Here is a 17,620-nt window from a genome sequence, read left to right on the forward strand (position 1 = left end):
TTTTTGCTCAGATCATGAAACGATCGACGAAGCGATGAACCGGGGTGCTTTCCAGGCTCGCCTGATCCGCGCACAGCGCCAGAATCTCATCGCAGTGATGCGCCGGGAAACGTGTCGCGAGATTAGCGCGAAACTTCGCTTCCAGGAGGGGCATGCCTTCCTCCCGGCGCCGACGATGACCGATGGGGTATTCGACGGCCACTTGCTCGGTCTTGCTGCCATCCTTGAAGAACACCTGAATCGCGTTGGCGATGGAGCGTTTGTCAGCTTCGAGATACTCACGGCTGTAACGCGCGTCCTCGACCACCTCCATCTTGTCCCGCAACCGATCGATGGCCGGGTGCGCCGCATGGAAGGCATCTTCGTAGTGCTCGGCGACCAGGTGCCCGAAGATCAAGGGAACGGCGGTCATGTACTGAAGGCAATGGTCACGGTCGGCAGGATTGGCCAGATGCCCTTCCTTGGAGATGATGCGAATCGCCGATTCATGGGTGGTGATCACGACCTTGTCGATGTCTTCCAGACGGTCCTTGACCTGAGAATGCAGCGTCACGGCTGCCTCGCAGGCGGTCTGGGCATGAAACTCCGCAGGAAAGCTGATCTTGAACAGCACATTCTCCATGACATAGGAGCCATAGTCCTGACTGACACGGAAGTGGCGATCTTCTTCCGGCTTGAGCTGCTGATCCTTGTTGGTCTTGGAGAACAGCACATCATAGAAGCCCCATTGCGGCGCGCTCAGCACACCGGGGATGCCCATTTCGCCACGCATGGCGATATCGGCCAGGCGCACGCCGCGTGAAGTTGCATCGCCCGCCGCCCAGGACTTGCGCGACCCCGCGTTCGGCGCATGCCGATAAGTGCGCAGGCTCTGCCCATCGACGAAGGCATGCGACAACGCGGCTAGCAACTGCTCGCGATCCGCTCCCATCAGCTTGGCGACCACGGCGGTCGAGGCCACCTTGACCAAGGCAACATGATCGAGACCTACCCGATTGAACGAGTTCTCGAGCGCCAGTACGCCCTGGATCTCATGGGCCATGATCATCGCTTCGAGTACATCGCGCACGGTCAGCGGCGCCTCGCCTTCGGCTACGCGTTTCTGCGACAGATGATCGGCAATCGCCAGGATTCCCCCCAGATTGTCCGAAGGATGGCCCCACTCCGCCGCTAACCAGGTATCATTGTAATCCAGCCATCGAATGATCGCGCCGATGTCCCAGGCCGCCTTGACCGGGTCGAGACGCAGCTGAGTGCCTGGCACCCGCGCGCCATGGGGCACGACAGTCCCCTCGACCAATGGCCCTAGATGCTTGGTGCACTCGGGAAAGCGCAGTGCCAACAAGCCGCACCCCAGTGTATCCATCAAGCAGTAACGGGCGGTGTTCAGTGCCTCCTGCCCGGTGACGCGATATTCCAGCACATAATCGGCGATCGCCTGCAGCTCGGGATCGTAGTCGGGGCGCTGGTTCTGTTCGACGTTGGCACTCATGTTGATTCCTTGAAGTTGTTACTTATCATCGGCTTGGCCGAGACCGCCGCAGGACTTGTGGGAGGGAACTCGTTCCCGATGAGCTGAGCTTCTTATCGCGAATAAATTCGCTCCCACACGGGGCTAGAGTGTTATCGCCGCTGCTCGATCGGCACCCACGCCTGTTTTTCCGGCCCGATGCTTTCTTTGCGCGCCCGAACCCGCGCGCCTATATCAGGCCGGATTCTTTACGAGCGCTGCTCGATCGGCAACCACTCCTGCTTTTCCGGCCCGACATAGTCCGCACTGGGCCGGATGATGCGGTTGTTCTCGCGCTGCTCGAAGACGTGAGCACACCAGCCGGTGAGGCGCGAGCACACGAAGATCGGCGTGAACAGCTTGGTGGGAATGCCCATGAAGTGGTAGGCGCTGGCGTGGAAGAAGTCGGCATTGCAGAACAGTTTCTTCTCGCGCCACATCACCGCCTCGACACGCTCGGAGACGGGATAGAGTTGCGTGTCGCCCACGTCGTCGGCGAGACGCTTCGACCACTGTTTGATAAGGGCATTGCGCGGGTCGGATTCGCGATAGATCGCATGCCCGAAGCCCATGACCTTCTCCTTGCGCTCGAGCATACCCAGTAGCTCGCGCTCGGCCTCATCAGGCGTTTGCCAGTTCTCGATCATCGCCATCGCCGCTTCGTTGGCTCCGCCATGCAGCGGGCCGCGTAGCGAGCCAATGGCGCCGGTCACACAGGAGTGAATATCCGACAGTGTCGAAGCGCACACGCGTGCGGTAAACGTCGAGGCATTGAACTCATGCTCGGCGTACAGGATCAACGAAACGTTCATTACCCGCGCATGCAAGTCAGAGGCTGGCTTGCCGTGCAGCAAATGCAGGAAATGGCCGCCCACCGAGTCATCGTCGGTCTCGGTGTCGATGCGTACGCCATCGTGACTGAAGCGATACCAGTAGTTGATGATCGAGGGAAACGCCGCCAGCATCCGATCGCTTTTATCCTGCTGCTCGGCGAAGTCTTCCTCGGTCTCGAGGTTGCCCAGCATCGACGCCCCGGTACGCATCACATCCATCGGGTGGGCGTCGGCGGGAATCTGTTCGAGTACCGCCTTCAGCGGACCGGGCAGCCCGCGCAGCGACTTGAGTCGGGTCACATAGGCATCCAGCTCCGCCTGAGTGGGAAGCTTGCCCTTGAACAATAGATAGGCGACTTCCTCGAAGCGCGCATGCTCGGCGAGATCGTGAATGTCATAGCCACGATACGTCAGTCCGGAGCCTGACTGGCCAACGGTACATAACGCGGTACTGCCGGCACTCATGCCGCGCAAACCGGTACTGGTAGGCGTTTTTTCCGCCATGGCGAGCCTCCTCGTTTCAGGTTGTTATCGTTATTGCCTTTACGCTGATAAAACGTCGACCACCCCGTCATTTACCCTCGTCGAACAGGGTATCCAGCTTGCGCTCGAAGGCGTGGTAGTCGAGAAATTCGTAAAGTTCTTCGCGGGTCTGCATCTTGTCGAGGACATCGCGCTGATGCCCGTTATCGTGAATACTGCGATACACTTCAAGCGCCGCGGCATTCATGGCGCGAAAGGCCGATAGCGGATACAACACCATGCGACAGCCCACGTCGTGCAACTCCTGCTGGGTGAACAGCGGCGTGGCGCCGAACTCGGTGATGTTGGCCAGGATCGGCGCATCGACGCCCGTGCAAAACGCGCGATAGTCCTCGAGGCTATGCACGGCCTCGGCGAAGATGGCATCGGCGCCGGCCTCGAGACAGGCATTGGCGCGCTCGATAGCCGCTTCCAACCCTTCCTTCTGAAAGGCATCAGTACGCGCGATCAGATAAAAGTCGTCATCCACACGCGCATCGGCGGCCGCCTTGATACGATCCACCATCTCTTGCTGCGACACGATGGCTTTGTTGGGCCGATGTCCACAGCGTTTCTGCGCGACCTGGTCTTCCAGATGCACCGCCGCCACGCCAGCGCGCTGCATTTCCTTGACGGTGCGCGCGATATTGAACGCTCCACCCCACCCGGTATCGATATCGACCAGCAGCGGCGTTTCCGAGGCCGCCGTAATACGCCGAGCGTCCTCGGCCACATCGTTCATCGTGGTCATGCCCAGATCGGGCAAACCGAAGGAAGCATTGGCCACGCCACCCCCAGAGAGATAAATCGCCGGATGTCCGACCTTCTCGGCCATGAGCGCCGTATAGGCATTGATGGTGCCGACGATCGGCAAAGGGCGATGCGCCTCGAGTGCCGCACGGAAACGCGCGCCGGGAGTAAGATGGCTCATGACGTCGTATGCTCCTCGAAACGGGTGTGGGACGCTTGCTCATCGAGTGTCTCGGCATAATGCTTGGCGACATTCTCGCGAGAGGCACTGACGTGGCGGCGCATCAGGAGTTCGGCCAGCTCCTCGTCGCCGGCCTCGATGGCATCGACGATACGGTGGTGCTCGACGAAGGCCCGCTGCGGGCGCGCGCCGCTGGCACTGAATTGCGTGCGGTAAAGGCGCACCAGGTAATAAAGGTCGTCACACAGCATGGTCATCAGCATGCGATTGTGGCTGCCCTGTACGATGCAGTAGTGGAAGTCCAGGTCGCCCTCGCGCTGGAAATAGGCCTCATCGCGCTGCAGGTCCTCCTGACGCTCGTGGACCGCCAGCACATCACGCAGTCCGACGATCTCCGGCGCCGTCATGTGCCGCGCGGCAAGGCGCGCGGCCATGCTCTCCAGAGCCTCGCGCAGATCGAACAGCTCCAGCAGCTCACGCATCGAGAGTTTGACTACGCGTGCGCCGACATGCGGGATACGCTCGATCAAACGATGGGCTTCCAGGCGACGCATCGCCTCGCGCAGCGGGCCGCGCGAGATGCCATAGGTCTTGGCCAGGCCCGGCTCGGTAATCTTGGCACCGGGCGCCAGCTCGCCCCGCACGATGGCGCTTTGAAGTTGGTGAAAGACGCGCTCGGCGAGTGTGCGCACTTCGGGCGCGTCGTCATGGCCAGTCGCCGACTGCCACGCATCATGAGAATCGGCGTTATGAGGTAAAGGAGGAAGCGTCATGTAATTGTCGACAATAAAGAATAAGTATTACTTTAGTAATCTACCCCAAAAGGGTCAACCGCCTGAAGCCCGGCGATCCTACACCTTTCGCCGTATAGGCCGCGCTAATCGGCGGTTAAATTGTTGACAATCAGCTGTCTTCATCTTTTTAAAGCGAGGCCCTTTCTTGCAACAGGGCGGCGAGCCGCCGGGGTTTTTGAAATGGCAGGGAATGGTCGGTCCCCGGCAGTTCGATGTAACGCCAGTCGGTTCGATGCCGCGCCAAGGCAGCATGGTAGGCTTGCATGGCAGCGAGGCTTTTACCGCCTACGACGCTCGTCACGTCGCATTGCGCTTCGAGCAAGGCATCGCGGTCGAGATGCCGGACGGCATCGGTCACGCAGTCCAGTGCATTGGCGAATCCCAGAGGCCGGTGCGCGAGGCGCCGTATCATCATGCGCTCAGCCCGTGGGTTGCGCGAACGATGCGGCGCAATCAGATCCAGGAAAGCGACGATACCCGCTTCCGGCGTTGGCGCCTCGCGAATGGCACGCGCCGCCTCGGCATAGCCATCGCGTACGCGCACCATCGTCGCGTGGTCCTCGCGCTCCAGAAGTGCTGGCTCAAGTAGCATCATCCGCCCGATACGGGCGCCCAAGCGCTGCTTGAGACGCATCGCCACCAGCCCGCCAAACGAATAGCCCATGACATCGCATTGATCGATATTCTGGGCGTCGAGCAACGCTTCGACATCGTCGACGACCTCATCCAGCGAGAAAGGCCGCTCACGGCCATCCGCCGCACGCGTCGCGCCCATGCCCCTCAAGTCGGGCATCAGGAACGTCCGCCAGGTATCGAGATACGTCACCATCGGCCCCCAGGTCAGCTCGGCCGCTACCCCAGCGCCGTGCAGCATGACCACATTGCCCGCGCCCTCGCGACGCTCGAGGCGACGCCAATGGCACTGCTGATCCGGGCGCGCCAATATCCCTTGCTGCATCTCGCCCTCGTCCGGCGACGTTGTCATATGCATCATCCTCTATATACCGCGCCCCAGGGGCGTTGAATGGCCGTCATTATCCGCACACGCTCATGGGCGGACAAATCCGGCTAGCTTCCCTAAAATGAGCCGCCCGCGACAGGATGCTGCACCGATGCCGAGACTCGAATTGACGCCCCTGCCCTATCATGGCGATCCGCTGGCTCGCTTCGAGCGCCTGCGCCATCGCCCCGGCGCCGTGCTGCTGGACAGCGGCTTACCGGCGGCCCCCGGCGGGCGTTACGACATCCTTAGCTGCGACCCCATCGCCTGGCTGGAAGTCGACCGAGACGGCCAAGTCACCAGTGACGTCGAGGGCCTTCCCGACGAGCCACTCGCCGCTCAACGCGCCTTGCTAGAGCGCCTTCCTGCTGCCGATATGACGAGCGAGCTGCCGTTTCTGGGCGGCTTGATTGGCTACTGGAGCTACGATTTCGGGCGTCACCTGGAGGCTTTCAAGGGCCATGCCCACGAGGCGGTCACGCTACCCCACAGCCGTGTCGGACTCTACGACTGGGCCCTCATTCACGACCATCACGCTGGTCAGGCCTGGCTCGTGGCTACGCCGGCGCGTCGCGCCCAGGTGCTGACGTGGCTACAATCCATGCCATCGCCGACTTCGGCGTTTACGCTGCTTTCCTCTTTTCAAGGCGAACTCGACCGCGCCGCCTACGGCGAACGCTTCCGTGCCGTGCAGCATTACATCCGCAGCGGCGATTGTTACCAGATCAATCTGGCCCAGCGTTTCAGCGCCCGCTATCAAGGCGATTTATGGCACGCCTATCGGCGGCTCCGTCAGGCCACGCCGACGCCTTATGGCGCCTATCTCGCCTGGGACGACAAAGGTATTTTATCGCTGTCACCGGAACGCTTCCTCGAAGTCGTCGCGGGACACGTGGAAACGCGCCCCATCAAGGGCACCCGGCCGCGCGGCGATACTTCCACCGAGGACTGGCGCTATGCGCGCGAGCTGAGCGACAGCCTCAAGGATACCGCTGAAAACGTGATGATCGTCGACTTGCTGCGTAACGATCTGGGACGCGTCTGTCGGCCGGGGAGCGTCCGCGTCCCCCAGTTATGCGGCCTGGAGAGCTACGCCAATGTCCATCACCTGGTCAGCGTGGTGACCGGTCAACTCGACACGACGCGGCATGCGCTGGATCTCTTCGGGGCTGCGTTTCCCGGCGGCTCGATCACCGGCGCGCCCAAGGTCCGTGCCATGCAGCTCATCGACAACCTCGAACCCAGTCGCCGCAGCGTATATTGCGGGAGCATCGGCTACGTCGATACGCGCGGACGAATGGACACCTCCATCGCCATCCGCACCGCCGTAGCGGATGCCGGTCAACTCCACCTCTGGGGCGGCGGCGGTCTGGTCGCGGATTCCGACGAGGAGGCCGAGTACCAGGAGACACTGGCCAAGATCTCGCGCCTGATGGAGGCGCTCGGCGCCGATGGGCCCCATGAGCGCGACGAATCGCGTATCCTGAGCGAATGACAACCGCAATGCCTGAGTCCTCGCCTATCGACAGCGTCACCCGGTATCGCCTGCGTCGACGGCGTCAGCGTCGCCTCATCGTCGGCACTGCCTTGCTGACGCTCATGATGGTCCTCGTCGACATTTCCACCGGCCCGGGTCACTACCCATTGCGCGATGTGCTCATGACCCTCGTCGCGCCGGGCGAGGCATCGGACGCGCTGCGCGTCATCGTGTGGAACATTCGTCTGCCGGTGGCCTTGATGGCAATCGTCGTCGGGGTAAGCCTGGCGCTCGCCGGCGCCGAGATGCAGACCATCCTCAACAATCCTCTGGCCGACCCGTTCACGCTGGGTATTTCCTCGGCGGCGAGTGTCGGCGCAGCGCTCGCCATTACCCTCGGTGTCGGCATCGTGCCCTTCGCCGACACCTTGCTAGTCACCGGCAACGCCTTCCTGCTGGCCCTGGCCGCATCGCTGGTCATCTGGGGTGTCAGCCGCCTGCGCGGCGTCAGCGTGCAGACCTTAGTGCTGATGGGCATCGCCATCATGTTCTTCTTCAACGCCATGCTCGGCTTGATGCAGTACGTCGCCTCCGCCGAGGCCCTGCAGCAACTGGTGTTCTGGTCACTGGGCAGTCTCGGCAAGGCCAGTTGGGGCAAGGTCGGCCTGGCGACACTGGCGCTTTGCGTGACGCTGCCGGTGTTTCTCCATGCCGGCTGGCGACTCACCGCGCTGCGCCTGGGCGATCTTCACGCCCAGGCCATGGGCATCGATGTCGCGCGCTTGCGGCTGCGTATCCTGCTGTGCTGCTCGCTGCTGGCCGCCACCGCCGTGGCCTTCGTGGGGACGATCGGCTTCGTCGGCCTGGTGGGCCCGCATATCGCGCGCTTGCTGGTCGGCGAGGACCAGCGCGTCTTCCTGCCCATGTCCGCCCTCAGCGGAGCACTGATCATGTCCGTCACCTCGATCCTCTCGAAAACCCTGGTGCCCGGCATTCTGCTGCCGATCGGTCTGCTCACTGCCCTCATCGGGCTGCCGTTTTTCGTCTCGCTGATCCTGCGCAGCCGCAAGGAGATGTGGGGATGACGCTCACGCTCGAACGTCTCGATTGCCGATTGGGGGGCACGCCCGTCCTCGAGGGTATCGCCGGTCTCGAGGCACGCCCCGGTGAGATCACCGCTCTGGTCGGCCCCAACGGCGCGGGGAAATCGACACTGCTCAAGGCCATCGCTGGCCTCGAGCGCGCTGACGGCTCGCTCCTGCTGCATGGCCAGGAATTGATGACGCTATCGCTCGAGCGACGCGCGCAATATCTTTATTACTTGCCGCAAGAACTCGGTTCGCGCGCCGTACTCAACGTGTTCGAAGCCGTCTTGCTGGCGCGCCGCACCTGCATTCACGAACCGCATGAACGTGCGCTACGCAAGGTGCAGGCGACGCTTCAGGCCCTGGAACTGGAACCGTTGGCCGAGCGCGAATTGGGCCAGCTCTCGGGAGGGCAGCGACAACGGGTCGCCATCGCCCAAGCCGTGACACGCGAACCGTCACTGCTGTTGCTCGACGAACCGACCAGCGCGCTGGATCTTCATCATCAACTGCAAGTGCTCGACTGGCTGAGTCGCCTGGCCGCGCAACGTCATATCATCGTCATCATCGCCATTCATGACCTCAGTCTGGCGGCGCGTTTCGCCCATCACATGTGGATGCTCAAGGCAGGCCGTGTCGCCGCCAGCGGCACGCCCGGAGACGTCCTGACCCATGCGCGTCTACGCGATGTCTATGCCATCGAGGCACACATCGAGTGGCCGGACGACGAGCCGCCCCGTATTACCCCCCTCACAGCGATTCACTCCCTAGGCACTGCCTGAAAAGTGTCTGCGCTCGACCATACGGCGTTAAAAATGGGCTCGTGCGCGAGTCCGATCAAAGTACTCATTTACGGCCTGTAAACTCGCGTGCGAGCCCAGTCCGTCTTTTCGCCGATTTTTGCCTTGTCTGACCATCGCTCGTCGACTTTTCAGACGAGGCCTAGGACGATGACCATCGATATTCATGCAGATTGGTTCTAACAAGACGATCACCGCCTTCATTAAAGGCATATAAGCTTCGAACCAATCGATATTGGGGAATCATTTCGACGGTTTGCTAGGGTATGACCATTCGTCGAAGTCGACCGACTTCGCGCCACCTTTTCACAGGAGTTCATCATGTCGCTCGATATCGATGCTATCAATCGCGAGCTGGGTCACGATCCGGAGGCGCTGGTACGCTGGGCGCTCTCGCTGGATGGCAAGGCGATCTGCACCACCAACTTCCGGCCCTTCGAGGCGGTGATCCTGCATATGATCACGCAGGTTAAGCCGGACATTCCCGTGGTATGGATGGACTCCGGCTACAATACCGAGGCCACCTACCGCTTCGCCGAAGAGATCAGCCGTCAGTTGAATCTCAACTTGACCATCTACCATCCGCACCGTTCACGCGCGCACCGCGATGCCGTCGAGGGCGAGTTTCCGACCATCGACGATCCGCGCCACGCGGCGTTCACTGAAGAAGTCAAGCTCGAGCCGTTCCAGCGGGCGCTGCGCGAAGCCGCGCCACGTGTGTGGCTCACCGCGTTGCGCGCCGAGGACACCGCCGAGCGTGCCCAGATGCAGCCGGTATCGATCAATCAGGATGGCTTGATCAAGGTCGCGCCGGTGCTGCATTGGACCGCCAAGGACATGTATCAGTACTTGCAGAAGCATGATTTGCCCAACAACTTCGATTACTTCGACCCGACCAAGGTGGAAGACAAGCGCGAGTGCGGGCTGCACCTTCAGCACTAAACGCTAGTACCGGTCAGCAAACAGATAACATGAACGCGCGCCATGCCGATGCCGCCTCCACGGGGCATCGGCATTTTCGTATTGCCAAGCCGTTCTCAGCGCACCGGCAGCTCGATGCCCTCGAACAAAGCCTGTTCGTGACGCGGCCCCGCCGCCAGCGCGGCTTCGATGCTGTCTCGATCGAGGTGGGGCGCGAAGCGATTGACGAAGTCGAACATGAAGCCGCGCATGAAGGTGCCGCGGCGAATGCCGATCTTGGTCGTCGAGCTTGCGAACAAGTGGCTGGCATCGAGCGCCACCAGGTCACGATCGACGACAGGATCGACCGCCATGTGCGCGACGATACCCACACCCAGCCCCAGGCGAACGTAGGTCTTGATGACATCGGCATCGGCAGCGGTGAGTACCACGTTGGGGGTCAGATCATGTGCCTTGAAGGCATCGTCGAGCTGCGAGCGGCCGGTAAAGCCGAACAGGTAAGTCACCAGCGGATACTCGGCCAGGGCTTCGAGCGTCAGAGTTTCCACCGACGCCAAGGGGTGGTCCTGGGGTACCAGCACGCAGCGGTTCCAGCGATAGCATGGCAACAGCACCAGGTCGGTAAAAAGCTCCAGCGACTCGGTGCAGATCGCGAAATCGGCCTGCCCTTCACTGACCATCTGGGCGATCTGCTTGGGCGTACCCTGCTGCATGTGCAGGGCGACATCGGGATACTTCTGCCGGAATTCATGGATGACGGGCGGCAAGGCATAACGCGCCTGGGTATGGGTAGTGGCGATCGAGAGGCTACCGCGCCGCTCGTCGCTGTGCTCCTGCGAGACGTGCTTGATGTTGTCGACGGTGCGCAGCACCTTGCCGGCCAGCTCGATGATCGCTTCACCGGCCGGGGTCACGCGGGTCAAGTGCTTGCCGCTACGCGCGAAGATTTCCACCCCCAGCTCATCCTCCAGCAAGCGTATCTGCTTGGAAATGCCCGGCTGAGAAGTAAACAGACTCTGCGCAGTGGCAGAGACATTGAGGTTGTGCCGGGCGACTTCCCAGATATAGCGCAGTTGCTGGAGTTTCATGAGCGATGCCTCCCGACGTGACAATCTTTTATGGCATAAAATTTAAATTTGTGATTACTTTAAAGCATATGGTGCGAGAGTAGAAGAGCGCCGACACCCTGGCAATACTGACCCTTGGTGGTGCGTGAAAAAGCGCCGACATGATAGGCTGATGCTATTGTCACCATACCGATGGGGCATTTGCCAGGGCCATGGTCAACGGCTACCATCGCCTCATCTACGCTCGCAAAAGCGCAACGAAATACTGGAGAGATTCGTAATGGCTAATAATGTCGATGTCACCTCCGCTAACTTCGAGCAGGAAGTCGTCAATGCCGAACAGCCCGTACTGCTCAAGTTCTGGGCACCGTGGTGCGGCCCTTGCAAGATGATGGCTCCCGTGGTCGATGAAGTCGCCGACGAGAAGGCCGATGGTCTCAAGGTCGTCAGCATCAACGTCGACGACGCACCGGAAATCGCCGCCGAGCAAGGCGTGCGTGGCGTGCCGACCGTGATGATGTTCAAGTCCGGCGCCAAGGTCGCTTCCTTGGTCGGCGCACAGTCCAAGTCACAGCTGACGCAGTTCATCGATCAGAACGCCTGATCGTCACGGCGTTAAGCCGTCGCAGCAAGCAGACAATCGCCCCGCTCATGCGGGGCGATTGTCATTACGGGTATCGTCGAAGCTCAGGCTAGTCGGTAGGCGGTTCCGGGGACATCTCGCCACGACGACGCTGCACGCGCGCGGCAGGACTCAGCAACCTCGCCAACCAACGCGTCTCGGGATGACTATCCAGGGCAATCTTGAGCGTCATGGTCAACGGCACCGACAGCAACATGCCCACCGGCCCGAAGATCCATCCCCATACCACCAGCGACAAGAATGCCACCAGCGTGGAAAGCCCCATCGTGCGCCCCATAATCCGAGGCTCGATGATATTGCCCATGAAAAAATTGATCCCCAGATAAGCGCCTGCCAGCAGCATCGCCTTGAAGGGTCCGCCTTCCGGCATCGCCAAGGTCAAGAGCACGGCGGGAACGGCCGCCAAGGCCGAGCCTATATTGGGAATGTAGTTGAGACAGAACGCCAAGGTGCCCCATAGCAGCGCGAAGTCGACACCGATCAGCATGCACGAAGCCCACACCAGCACCCCGGTGACCAGGCTAATCACTGTCTTGATGGCCAGGTAACGCTTGAGGTTGCGACTGAACTCGGTGAAACGCTGGAGGCTCGGCGCCGGGTTGAGCAAGGCTTGCGAGACCTTGTTGCGGAATTCCAATGTCTCGAACAGCATGAAGATCACCAATAGCATGATCACAATACTTTGCGAGAGCAGGTTACCCACACTGCCCAGAAAGACGGGAACCCAATCAGTCGCCCGGGAGGCATCGAGAAGCTCTGAGACACCCTTGGGATCGATGGAGATCCCCTGCCCCGCCAGCCATCGCAGCACGGTCAGATAGTACTCTTGTAGCTGCTCCTGGAGCTTTGGCAAAGCATCCATGAAGGTGGCGAAGCTGTTGCCGAGCAATGCACCCAGAAGGGTCATGATCACGCCGAGTATCAGCAGCGTCATTAGCACCGACAAGCGCATGCCCAGGCCGCGTTCATGCAGCCAATGCACGGGCGCCGTGCAGATGACGGCAATGAAAAGCGACAGCAATATGGGGATCAGCAAGTCGGCGCCGGCCTGCATACCGCCAACGATGATCACCAAAGACGCCAGCGTCAGCATCAAGTTGAGAGGGAGGTTCTGTGAACCGGGGTCGTATCCGGGGGGCATGGGGCGTTCGCATCCTTGACGAAACCAAGGCCCTATTCTGCCTGGCAGGGGTTACTTGCACAAACCCCACGCCTCGCCACACGAGACTAAAAGGCGGACCCCAAACGGGTCCGCCAAGCATCATTCAGGTGTACGAGCCCGAGAACAGGATCAAATGGCGAAACCGTGCCCGAAGTCTTCCGCCTGCATAGCCATCAACGTCTCGCCACCGGCACGAATCATCTCGGCATGCGCGCGGGTACGCGGCAACAGACGCTGATAATAGAAGCGAGCGGTATCCAGCTTGGCGCGGTAGAACGCCGCATCATCAGGATTGCTCGCCAGCGCCTGATGCGCGGCCTGCGCGGCGCGTGCCCAGAAGAACGCCAGGGTGACATAGCCAGCATACATAAGGTAATCGACACTCGCGGCGCCCACTTCTTCGCGATCCTGCATGGCCTTCATGCCCACCGCCATGGTCAGATCTCCCCATTCGGCGTTGAGCTTCGCCAAGGGCGTGACGAACTCCGCCATGGCGTCATCGCCCTCATGGGCCTGGCAGAACTTGTGAATCTGCTTGGTGAAGGGTTTGAGAGCCTCACCCTGACTCATCAACACCTTGCGGCCCAATAGATCCAGCGCCTGGATACCCGTAGTGCCTTCGTAAAGCCGCGTGATGCGAGCATCGCGCACGTACTGCTCCATGCCCCATTCGCGGATGTAGCCATGCCCCCCGAAGACTTGCACGCCCTCATTGGTGGCCTCGAACCCCACCTCGGTCAAGAACGCCTTGACGATCGGCGTCAGCAAGCCCAGCTCGGTTTCGGCCGCTTCGTGCTCGGCGGCGTCGGCCGTGCATTCGACGCGATCCGCAAGTTGCGCGGCATGCAGTACCAGCATGCGACCACCTTCGGCAAACGCCTTCTGGGTCAGCAGCATGCGGCGTACATCGGGATGCGAAATGATTGAATCGGCGGGCTTGTCCGCCTCTCGTGTGCCGGACAACGCACGCATCTGCAAGCGGTCGCGAGCGTAGGCCAAGGCATTCTGAAAGCTCACCTCCATCAGCCCCAGCCCCTGGATGCCGACACCGATGCGTGCCACGTTCATCATGGTGAACATGCAGGCCAACCCCTTGTGAGGCTTGCCGACGAGATAACCGCGCGCACCATCGAAGTTCATCACGCAAGTGGCATTGCCGTGAATCCCCATCTTGTGCTCCAGGGCGCCGCAGCTCACCGCATTGCGCTCACCGATTTCGCCCTCAGCATCGGGCAGATACTTGGGTACCACGAACAGAGAAATTCCCTTGGTACCTTCCGGGGCATCGGGCAGTTTGGCGAGCACCAGGTGCACGATGTTCTCGGCCAGGTCATGTTCGCCTGCGGAGATGAAGATCTTGGTTCCGATGATGAGATAACCACCGGCCTCGTCGGGATGCGCCCGGGTCTTGATCAGGCCAAGGTCGGTGCCACATTGCGGCTCAGTCAAGCACATGGACCCTGTCCAGGTGCCATCGTTGAGCTTGGTCAGATACTGCGCTTTCTGCGCGTCGCTGCCATGGTGGCGAAGCGCATCGGCGGCGCCCTGGGAAAGTCCCGGGTACATGCCCCATGCCAGATTGGTGGAACACACCATCTCCGAGAGCATCATGCCAAGCGACGTCGGCAATCCTTGACCGTGATACGCCGTATCACCGGACAGACTCGGCCAGCCACCTTCCACGTACTGGGCATACGCCTCCTTGAAGCCAGAAGGTGTCAGCACTTCGCCACCTTCGAGTCGACAGCCCTGCTCGTCGCCGGTCTGATTAAGCGGCAGTAACACCTCGCGTGTGAAGCGTGCGCCCTCTTCCAGAATCGCGCTCACCACATCCGGGGTAATCTCTTCGGCCTGGGGCAACTGGGCATAATGACGGGGATAATCGAGAACCTCGTCCATCACGAAACGAAAATCGCGTAGCGGCGCCTGATAACTGGGCATCTTGAAGCTCCTGAACGGTACGGGCAGGTGTCCCGAGGACATCAAACATTCGTTTGAAATTAAGCGCCGCCGAACACCAAGTCAAGCGTTCGTTTGAATCTCATGGGGTGACATTGGTAGCACGCTCAGACAGCGCCCAATGGCGCCGTGGCCAGTTGCCATGCCACTAATAACAGTAGGGCGCAGATCCCGCCCTCGATGACCTGCCAGGCGCGCGGGTTGGCCAAGCGCGGCGCCAACCAGCCCGCGCCACCCACGAGACCGAAGAACCATCCCAACGACGCCATGGCCGCGCCGACCACGAAGGCTTCGGGCACGGTTTGCTGGGCACCGATGGCGCCGAGCATGATGACCGTATCCAAATACACATGCGGATTGAGCAAGGTCACGGCCAACGTCGCCATCAATACGCCCCACAGGCGAGGCCGTGTCTCACCGCTGGCCTGGAGCGCGGCGGGACGACGCACACGACACCAGGCTTGCCATGCCTGCCAACTCAAGAAAGCCACGCCGCCCCAGCGCGCCACTTGCATGAGCCCCGCATGAGACGTCAACAAGGCCCCCAGCCCCAACACACCCGCACCGATCAGCATTAGATCGCACAACGCACAGACGCTCGCCACCCACCAGGGATATTCATGCATCAGTCCGCGTTGAAGTACGAAAGCATTCTGCGCGCCGATGGCAATGATCAACCCCGCCCCCACGAACAAGCCATTGAGCCAGGAGCCCCACATATCCGTTCCCTCCTTTTAACCCGGGATACATTGATAAGTGACGCAGAATACGCTTGACTACAAGAATAAGTTAAATTAATTCAAGGAATGGGTGATAACGTTTACTGATGCTCGATTACAAACTTCTCGAAGCACTGGCCGTCGTGGTCGATCAAGGAGGATTCGAACGCGGCGCGCACCATCTGGGGCTCACTCAGTCGGCCGTCTCGCAACGCATCAAATTGCTCGAAGCGCGCCTCGGCCAACCAGTGCTGGTACGCACGCCCAAACTCGCCCCGACCCCGCTGGGTCGACGGCTACTCAATCACGTACAACAGGTTAGGCTGCTCGAGCATGACCTGCTCGATCAGATCCCCGCATTGGGGGAACGCGAACAACGCCTGCGCCTGGCCATCAATGCCGACAGCCTGGCCACCTGGTGGTCGCCGACCACCGGCGACTTCTGTCGGCGTCAGGGCGTTTTACTGGACTTGATCGTCGAGGATCAGGATGTCGCGCTCAAGCGCATGCGCGATGGCGAGGTCGCCGGCTGCATCTGCGCCACGCCGCGCCCCGTTCAAGGTGCCCGCGCACACGCCCTGGGTAGCATGCGCTACCGTGCCATCGCCAGCCCCGGCTACGTATCACGCTATTTCAGCGAAGGGCTGACGCACGATGCCTTGCGCAAGGCGCCGGCCATCGTGTTCGGGCCCGATGACCGACTCCAACATCGCTATTTGGAAATGCGGGGCTACAGGGAATCATTTCCGCACCACCTGTGCCCGTCCTCGGAAGGCTTCGTGCATCTGGCCCTGGCCGGCATGGGCTACGGCTTGATTCCCGAACGGCAGGTAGAACGCGAACTACGTGAAGGGCGTCTGGTCGATCTCGACGCGAACAGCTACATCGATGTGCCGCTTTACTGGCATCACTGGCGTCACGGCGGCGACACATTGGACGCCCTGACCACCCACCTGCTCGACATGAGCAGTATCTGGCTCATGCCGCCCTCACCACAAGCCCAGCCGCTGACATAAGCGCGCCTCACAGCTCAGGATCAAGACGACTGCAAGTACCGCTCGACGCTGGCCACCTTGTCATCCATATGCTGTTCACGGTCGGTACGCGTGCCCATCTTCAGCGTGGTGGTAATGCGCGGCGCGCCCATCTCGTGCACGCGCTGATGACACGCCTTGACCACCGCCATGACATCGTCCCATGGCCCCTCGATGTTGGTGCCGTAAGCGTGCATGCGGTACTCGAGGCCTGAAGCCTCTATGACGCGTTGACAGGCCGCGACGTGTTCCCCCACCGAAACGCCCACGCCCAGCGGCACGACGCATAGATCGACAATGACATGCATGGCACTTCCTCCTCGTCTTTGACGCTCGCCTGCCTCGACAACCCTCGGCAAGCGCACCATGAAACGCAAAACGCCAGGCCACGCGGACCTGGCGCATCAGTAGGCCACGCCCGATCAACCGCCTTCGCGGATGACGTCCGCCCCGTCGGGAATGTCGAACTCGAAACGCGATGCCGAAATGTCTTCGTTGACGTCGATATCATCGAAGTTGATCGCGGTACGCTGCCCGGTGCTGTCTTCCATCTGCAAGCCCTCCAGGCGATCATCCTCGAAGGTAAGTTCGAGACTCTCGAACAACGTGTCGGGCGACTTGGGGACGAGCGTGAAGGTTTCAATACCGGCGTCTTGCCGGCTTTCCACCTCATAGTTCTCCGTCAGAGCCTCGGCGCTGCCCGATAGCAACAATGCGGGTGTGTGCGTCACCCGCGTATCGAGCGGACGCACGCTGACCTGTTGCAGGTCAGGATCGTAGAGATACACCTTGTCGCCATCAGAGACCACGACCTGCTGGTACGGCGCATCGACTTCCCAGTGAAACTTGCCGGGACGGGACAACCACATATGGCCTTCGACCTTCTGCAAGCGCTGGCCGCTACCGTCGAGGATCTGCTGCTCGAAATCCGCCGAATAGCTTTCCAACGGCTCAAGCAAGTCCGTCAAACGCTCTACGCTATCCGCTTGCGCCATACTCGGCAACGCGAGTGCCGCACCCAGGGCCAAAGCCAGCTTGAATGTTCTCATTACCACTCCTAGTTTGCTCATTCTGCATTACACGGTGAGACGCCACCTCGGGCGAAAAAGTTGCGCCGCACAGGGCGACGCCCACCGTCTTTGCACTTTTGACTAGCCTCGAGG

The 17,620-nt window shown here is 60.9% G+C and carries 17 protein-coding genes; 6 read left to right on the plus strand and 11 right to left on the minus strand.

The annotated features are described in order from the left end of the window. Nucleotides 1-7 precede the first annotated feature (7 nt). The 5 genes from prpD to L1071_RS10545 form a co-directional block, all read right to left on the minus strand. On the minus strand, nt 8-1,492 hold the full coding sequence (prpD, locus tag L1071_RS10525) for a 2-methylcitrate dehydratase (protein WP_246974491.1): 1,485 nt from the start codon (nt 1,490-1,492) through the stop codon (nt 8-10). Between the two features lie 227 nt (nt 1,493-1,719). Continuing rightward, nucleotides 1,720-2,847 carry a bifunctional 2-methylcitrate synthase/citrate synthase gene (gene prpC, locus L1071_RS10530; RefSeq protein ID WP_246974492.1) on the minus strand — a complete coding sequence of 376 codons (1,128 nt, stop codon included), beginning with the start codon at nt 2,845-2,847 and terminating at the stop codon, nt 1,720-1,722. Between the two features lie 67 nt (nt 2,848-2,914). Continuing rightward, nucleotides 2,915-3,796 carry a methylisocitrate lyase gene (gene prpB / locus L1071_RS10535; protein WP_246974493.1) on the minus strand — a complete coding sequence of 294 codons (882 nt, stop codon included), beginning with the start codon at nt 3,794-3,796 and terminating at the stop codon, nt 2,915-2,917. After that, complete coding sequence (locus L1071_RS10540; RefSeq protein WP_246900567.1) at nt 3,793-4,569, minus strand: GntR family transcriptional regulator; 777 nt, start codon at nt 4,567-4,569, stop codon at nt 3,793-3,795. Before L1071_RS10540 ends, prpB begins: the two co-directional genes overlap by 4 nt. 148 nt (nt 4,570-4,717) lie before the next feature. Further along, a complete protein-coding gene (locus L1071_RS10545; protein WP_246974494.1) occupies nt 4,718-5,575 on the minus strand; it encodes an alpha/beta fold hydrolase in 858 nt (285 codons plus the stop codon). A gap of 127 nt (nt 5,576-5,702) precedes the next feature. Here L1071_RS10545 and pabB point away from each other — a divergent pair, with 127 nt between their 5' ends. The 4 genes from pabB (at nt 5,703) to L1071_RS10565 (ending at nt 9,894) form a co-directional block, all read left to right on the plus strand. Continuing rightward, nucleotides 5,703-7,085 (plus strand): aminodeoxychorismate synthase component I, encoded by a 1,383-nt coding sequence (gene pabB, locus L1071_RS10550; protein WP_246974496.1) that lies wholly within the window; start codon nt 5,703-5,705, stop codon nt 7,083-7,085. Between the two features lie 8 nt (nt 7,086-7,093). Then, on the plus strand, nt 7,094-8,152 hold the full coding sequence (locus tag L1071_RS10555) for a FecCD family ABC transporter permease (protein ID WP_246974498.1): 1,059 nt from the start codon (nt 7,094-7,096) through the stop codon (nt 8,150-8,152). Beyond that, on the plus strand, nt 8,149-8,934 hold the full coding sequence (locus tag L1071_RS10560) for an ABC transporter ATP-binding protein (protein ID WP_246974500.1): 786 nt from the start codon (nt 8,149-8,151) through the stop codon (nt 8,932-8,934). The genes L1071_RS10555 and L1071_RS10560 overlap by 4 nt, the downstream gene beginning before the upstream one ends. 339 nt (nt 8,935-9,273) lie before the next feature. Further along, nucleotides 9,274-9,894 (plus strand): phosphoadenosine phosphosulfate reductase domain-containing protein, encoded by a 621-nt coding sequence (locus L1071_RS10565; RefSeq protein ID WP_246974501.1) that lies wholly within the window; start codon nt 9,274-9,276, stop codon nt 9,892-9,894. Between the two features lie 95 nt (nt 9,895-9,989). Here the strand turns inward: L1071_RS10565 and cysB are convergent, their stop codons facing one another. Continuing rightward, entirely contained in the window at nt 9,990-10,961 is a 972-nt protein-coding gene (gene cysB, locus L1071_RS10570; protein WP_246974504.1) for an HTH-type transcriptional regulator CysB, read from the minus strand. 259 nt (nt 10,962-11,220) lie between these two features. On the opposite strand from cysB, the gene trxA reads away from it, so the two are divergent. After that, nucleotides 11,221-11,544, plus strand: coding sequence for a thioredoxin (gene trxA / locus L1071_RS10575; RefSeq protein WP_246974507.1), 324 nt, complete (start codon nt 11,221-11,223; stop codon nt 11,542-11,544). 88 nt (nt 11,545-11,632) lie between these two features. Here the strand turns inward: trxA and L1071_RS10580 are convergent, their stop codons facing one another. The 3 genes from L1071_RS10580 to L1071_RS10590 form a co-directional block, all read right to left on the minus strand. Then, nucleotides 11,633-12,724 carry an AI-2E family transporter gene (locus tag L1071_RS10580; RefSeq protein WP_246974510.1) on the minus strand — a complete coding sequence of 364 codons (1,092 nt, stop codon included), beginning with the start codon at nt 12,722-12,724 and terminating at the stop codon, nt 11,633-11,635. Nucleotides 12,725-12,874: 150 nt separating this feature from the next. Then, nucleotides 12,875-14,686 carry an acyl-CoA dehydrogenase C-terminal domain-containing protein gene (locus L1071_RS10585; RefSeq protein ID WP_246974513.1) on the minus strand — a complete coding sequence of 604 codons (1,812 nt, stop codon included), beginning with the start codon at nt 14,684-14,686 and terminating at the stop codon, nt 12,875-12,877. A gap of 125 nt (nt 14,687-14,811) precedes the next feature. Further along, on the minus strand, nt 14,812-15,423 hold the full coding sequence (locus L1071_RS10590; RefSeq protein WP_246974516.1) for a LysE/ArgO family amino acid transporter: 612 nt from the start codon (nt 15,421-15,423) through the stop codon (nt 14,812-14,814). Nucleotides 15,424-15,530: 107 nt separating this feature from the next. Here L1071_RS10590 and L1071_RS10595 point away from each other — a divergent pair, with 107 nt between their 5' ends. After that, on the plus strand, nt 15,531-16,439 hold the full coding sequence (locus L1071_RS10595; RefSeq protein WP_246974518.1) for a LysR family transcriptional regulator ArgP: 909 nt from the start codon (nt 15,531-15,533) through the stop codon (nt 16,437-16,439). Between the two features lie 20 nt (nt 16,440-16,459). Here the strand turns inward: L1071_RS10595 and L1071_RS10600 are convergent, their stop codons facing one another. Further along, nucleotides 16,460-16,765 (minus strand): MTH1187 family thiamine-binding protein, encoded by a 306-nt coding sequence (locus L1071_RS10600; protein ID WP_246974522.1) that lies wholly within the window; start codon nt 16,763-16,765, stop codon nt 16,460-16,462. A gap of 114 nt (nt 16,766-16,879) precedes the next feature. After that, complete coding sequence (gene lolA / locus L1071_RS10605; RefSeq protein ID WP_246974525.1) at nt 16,880-17,506, minus strand: outer membrane lipoprotein periplasmic chaperone LolA; 627 nt, start codon at nt 17,504-17,506, stop codon at nt 16,880-16,882. Between the last annotated feature and the right edge of the window lie 114 nt (nt 17,507-17,620).

The sequence above is a fragment of the Chromohalobacter sarecensis genome (assembly GCF_023061135.1).
Taxonomy (GTDB): Bacteria; Pseudomonadota; Gammaproteobacteria; order Pseudomonadales; family Halomonadaceae; genus Chromohalobacter; species Chromohalobacter sarecensis.

What these genes read in the sequence shown, in the direction of transcription:
- prpC (WP_246974492.1), bottom strand. Translation starts at nt 2,847, where the DNA reads ATGGCGGAAAAAACGCCTACCAGTACCGGTTTGCGCGGCATGAGTGCC.
- L1071_RS10555 (WP_246974498.1), top strand. Translation starts at nt 7,094, where the DNA reads ATGCCTGAGTCCTCGCCTATCGACAGCGTCACCCGGTATCGCCTGCGT.
- cysB (WP_246974504.1), bottom strand. Translation starts at nt 10,961, where the DNA reads ATGAAACTCCAGCAACTGCGCTATATCTGGGAAGTCGCCCGGCACAAC.
- prpD (WP_246974491.1), bottom strand. Translation starts at nt 1,492, where the DNA reads ATGAGTGCCAACGTCGAACAGAACCAGCGCCCCGACTACGATCCCGAG.
- L1071_RS10540 (WP_246900567.1), bottom strand. Translation starts at nt 4,569, where the DNA reads ATGACGCTTCCTCCTTTACCTCATAACGCCGATTCTCATGATGCGTGG.
- L1071_RS10565 (WP_246974501.1), top strand. Translation starts at nt 9,274, where the DNA reads ATGTCGCTCGATATCGATGCTATCAATCGCGAGCTGGGTCACGATCCG.
- trxA (WP_246974507.1), top strand. Translation starts at nt 11,221, where the DNA reads ATGGCTAATAATGTCGATGTCACCTCCGCTAACTTCGAGCAGGAAGTC.
- L1071_RS10585 (WP_246974513.1), bottom strand. Translation starts at nt 14,686, where the DNA reads ATGCCCAGTTATCAGGCGCCGCTACGCGATTTTCGTTTCGTGATGGAC.
- L1071_RS10595 (WP_246974518.1), top strand. Translation starts at nt 15,531, where the DNA reads ATGCTCGATTACAAACTTCTCGAAGCACTGGCCGTCGTGGTCGATCAA.
- L1071_RS10560 (WP_246974500.1), top strand. Translation starts at nt 8,149, where the DNA reads ATGACGCTCACGCTCGAACGTCTCGATTGCCGATTGGGGGGCACGCCC.
- L1071_RS10600 (WP_246974522.1), bottom strand. Translation starts at nt 16,765, where the DNA reads ATGCATGTCATTGTCGATCTATGCGTCGTGCCGCTGGGCGTGGGCGTT.
- prpB (WP_246974493.1), bottom strand. Translation starts at nt 3,796, where the DNA reads ATGAGCCATCTTACTCCCGGCGCGCGTTTCCGTGCGGCACTCGAGGCG.
- L1071_RS10580 (WP_246974510.1), bottom strand. Translation starts at nt 12,724, where the DNA reads ATGCCCCCCGGATACGACCCCGGTTCACAGAACCTCCCTCTCAACTTG.
- pabB (WP_246974496.1), top strand. Translation starts at nt 5,703, where the DNA reads ATGCCGAGACTCGAATTGACGCCCCTGCCCTATCATGGCGATCCGCTG.
- L1071_RS10545 (WP_246974494.1), bottom strand. Translation starts at nt 5,575, where the DNA reads ATGACAACGTCGCCGGACGAGGGCGAGATGCAGCAAGGGATATTGGCG.
- lolA (WP_246974525.1), bottom strand. Translation starts at nt 17,506, where the DNA reads ATGAGAACATTCAAGCTGGCTTTGGCCCTGGGTGCGGCACTCGCGTTG.
- L1071_RS10590 (WP_246974516.1), bottom strand. Translation starts at nt 15,423, where the DNA reads ATGTGGGGCTCCTGGCTCAATGGCTTGTTCGTGGGGGCGGGGTTGATC.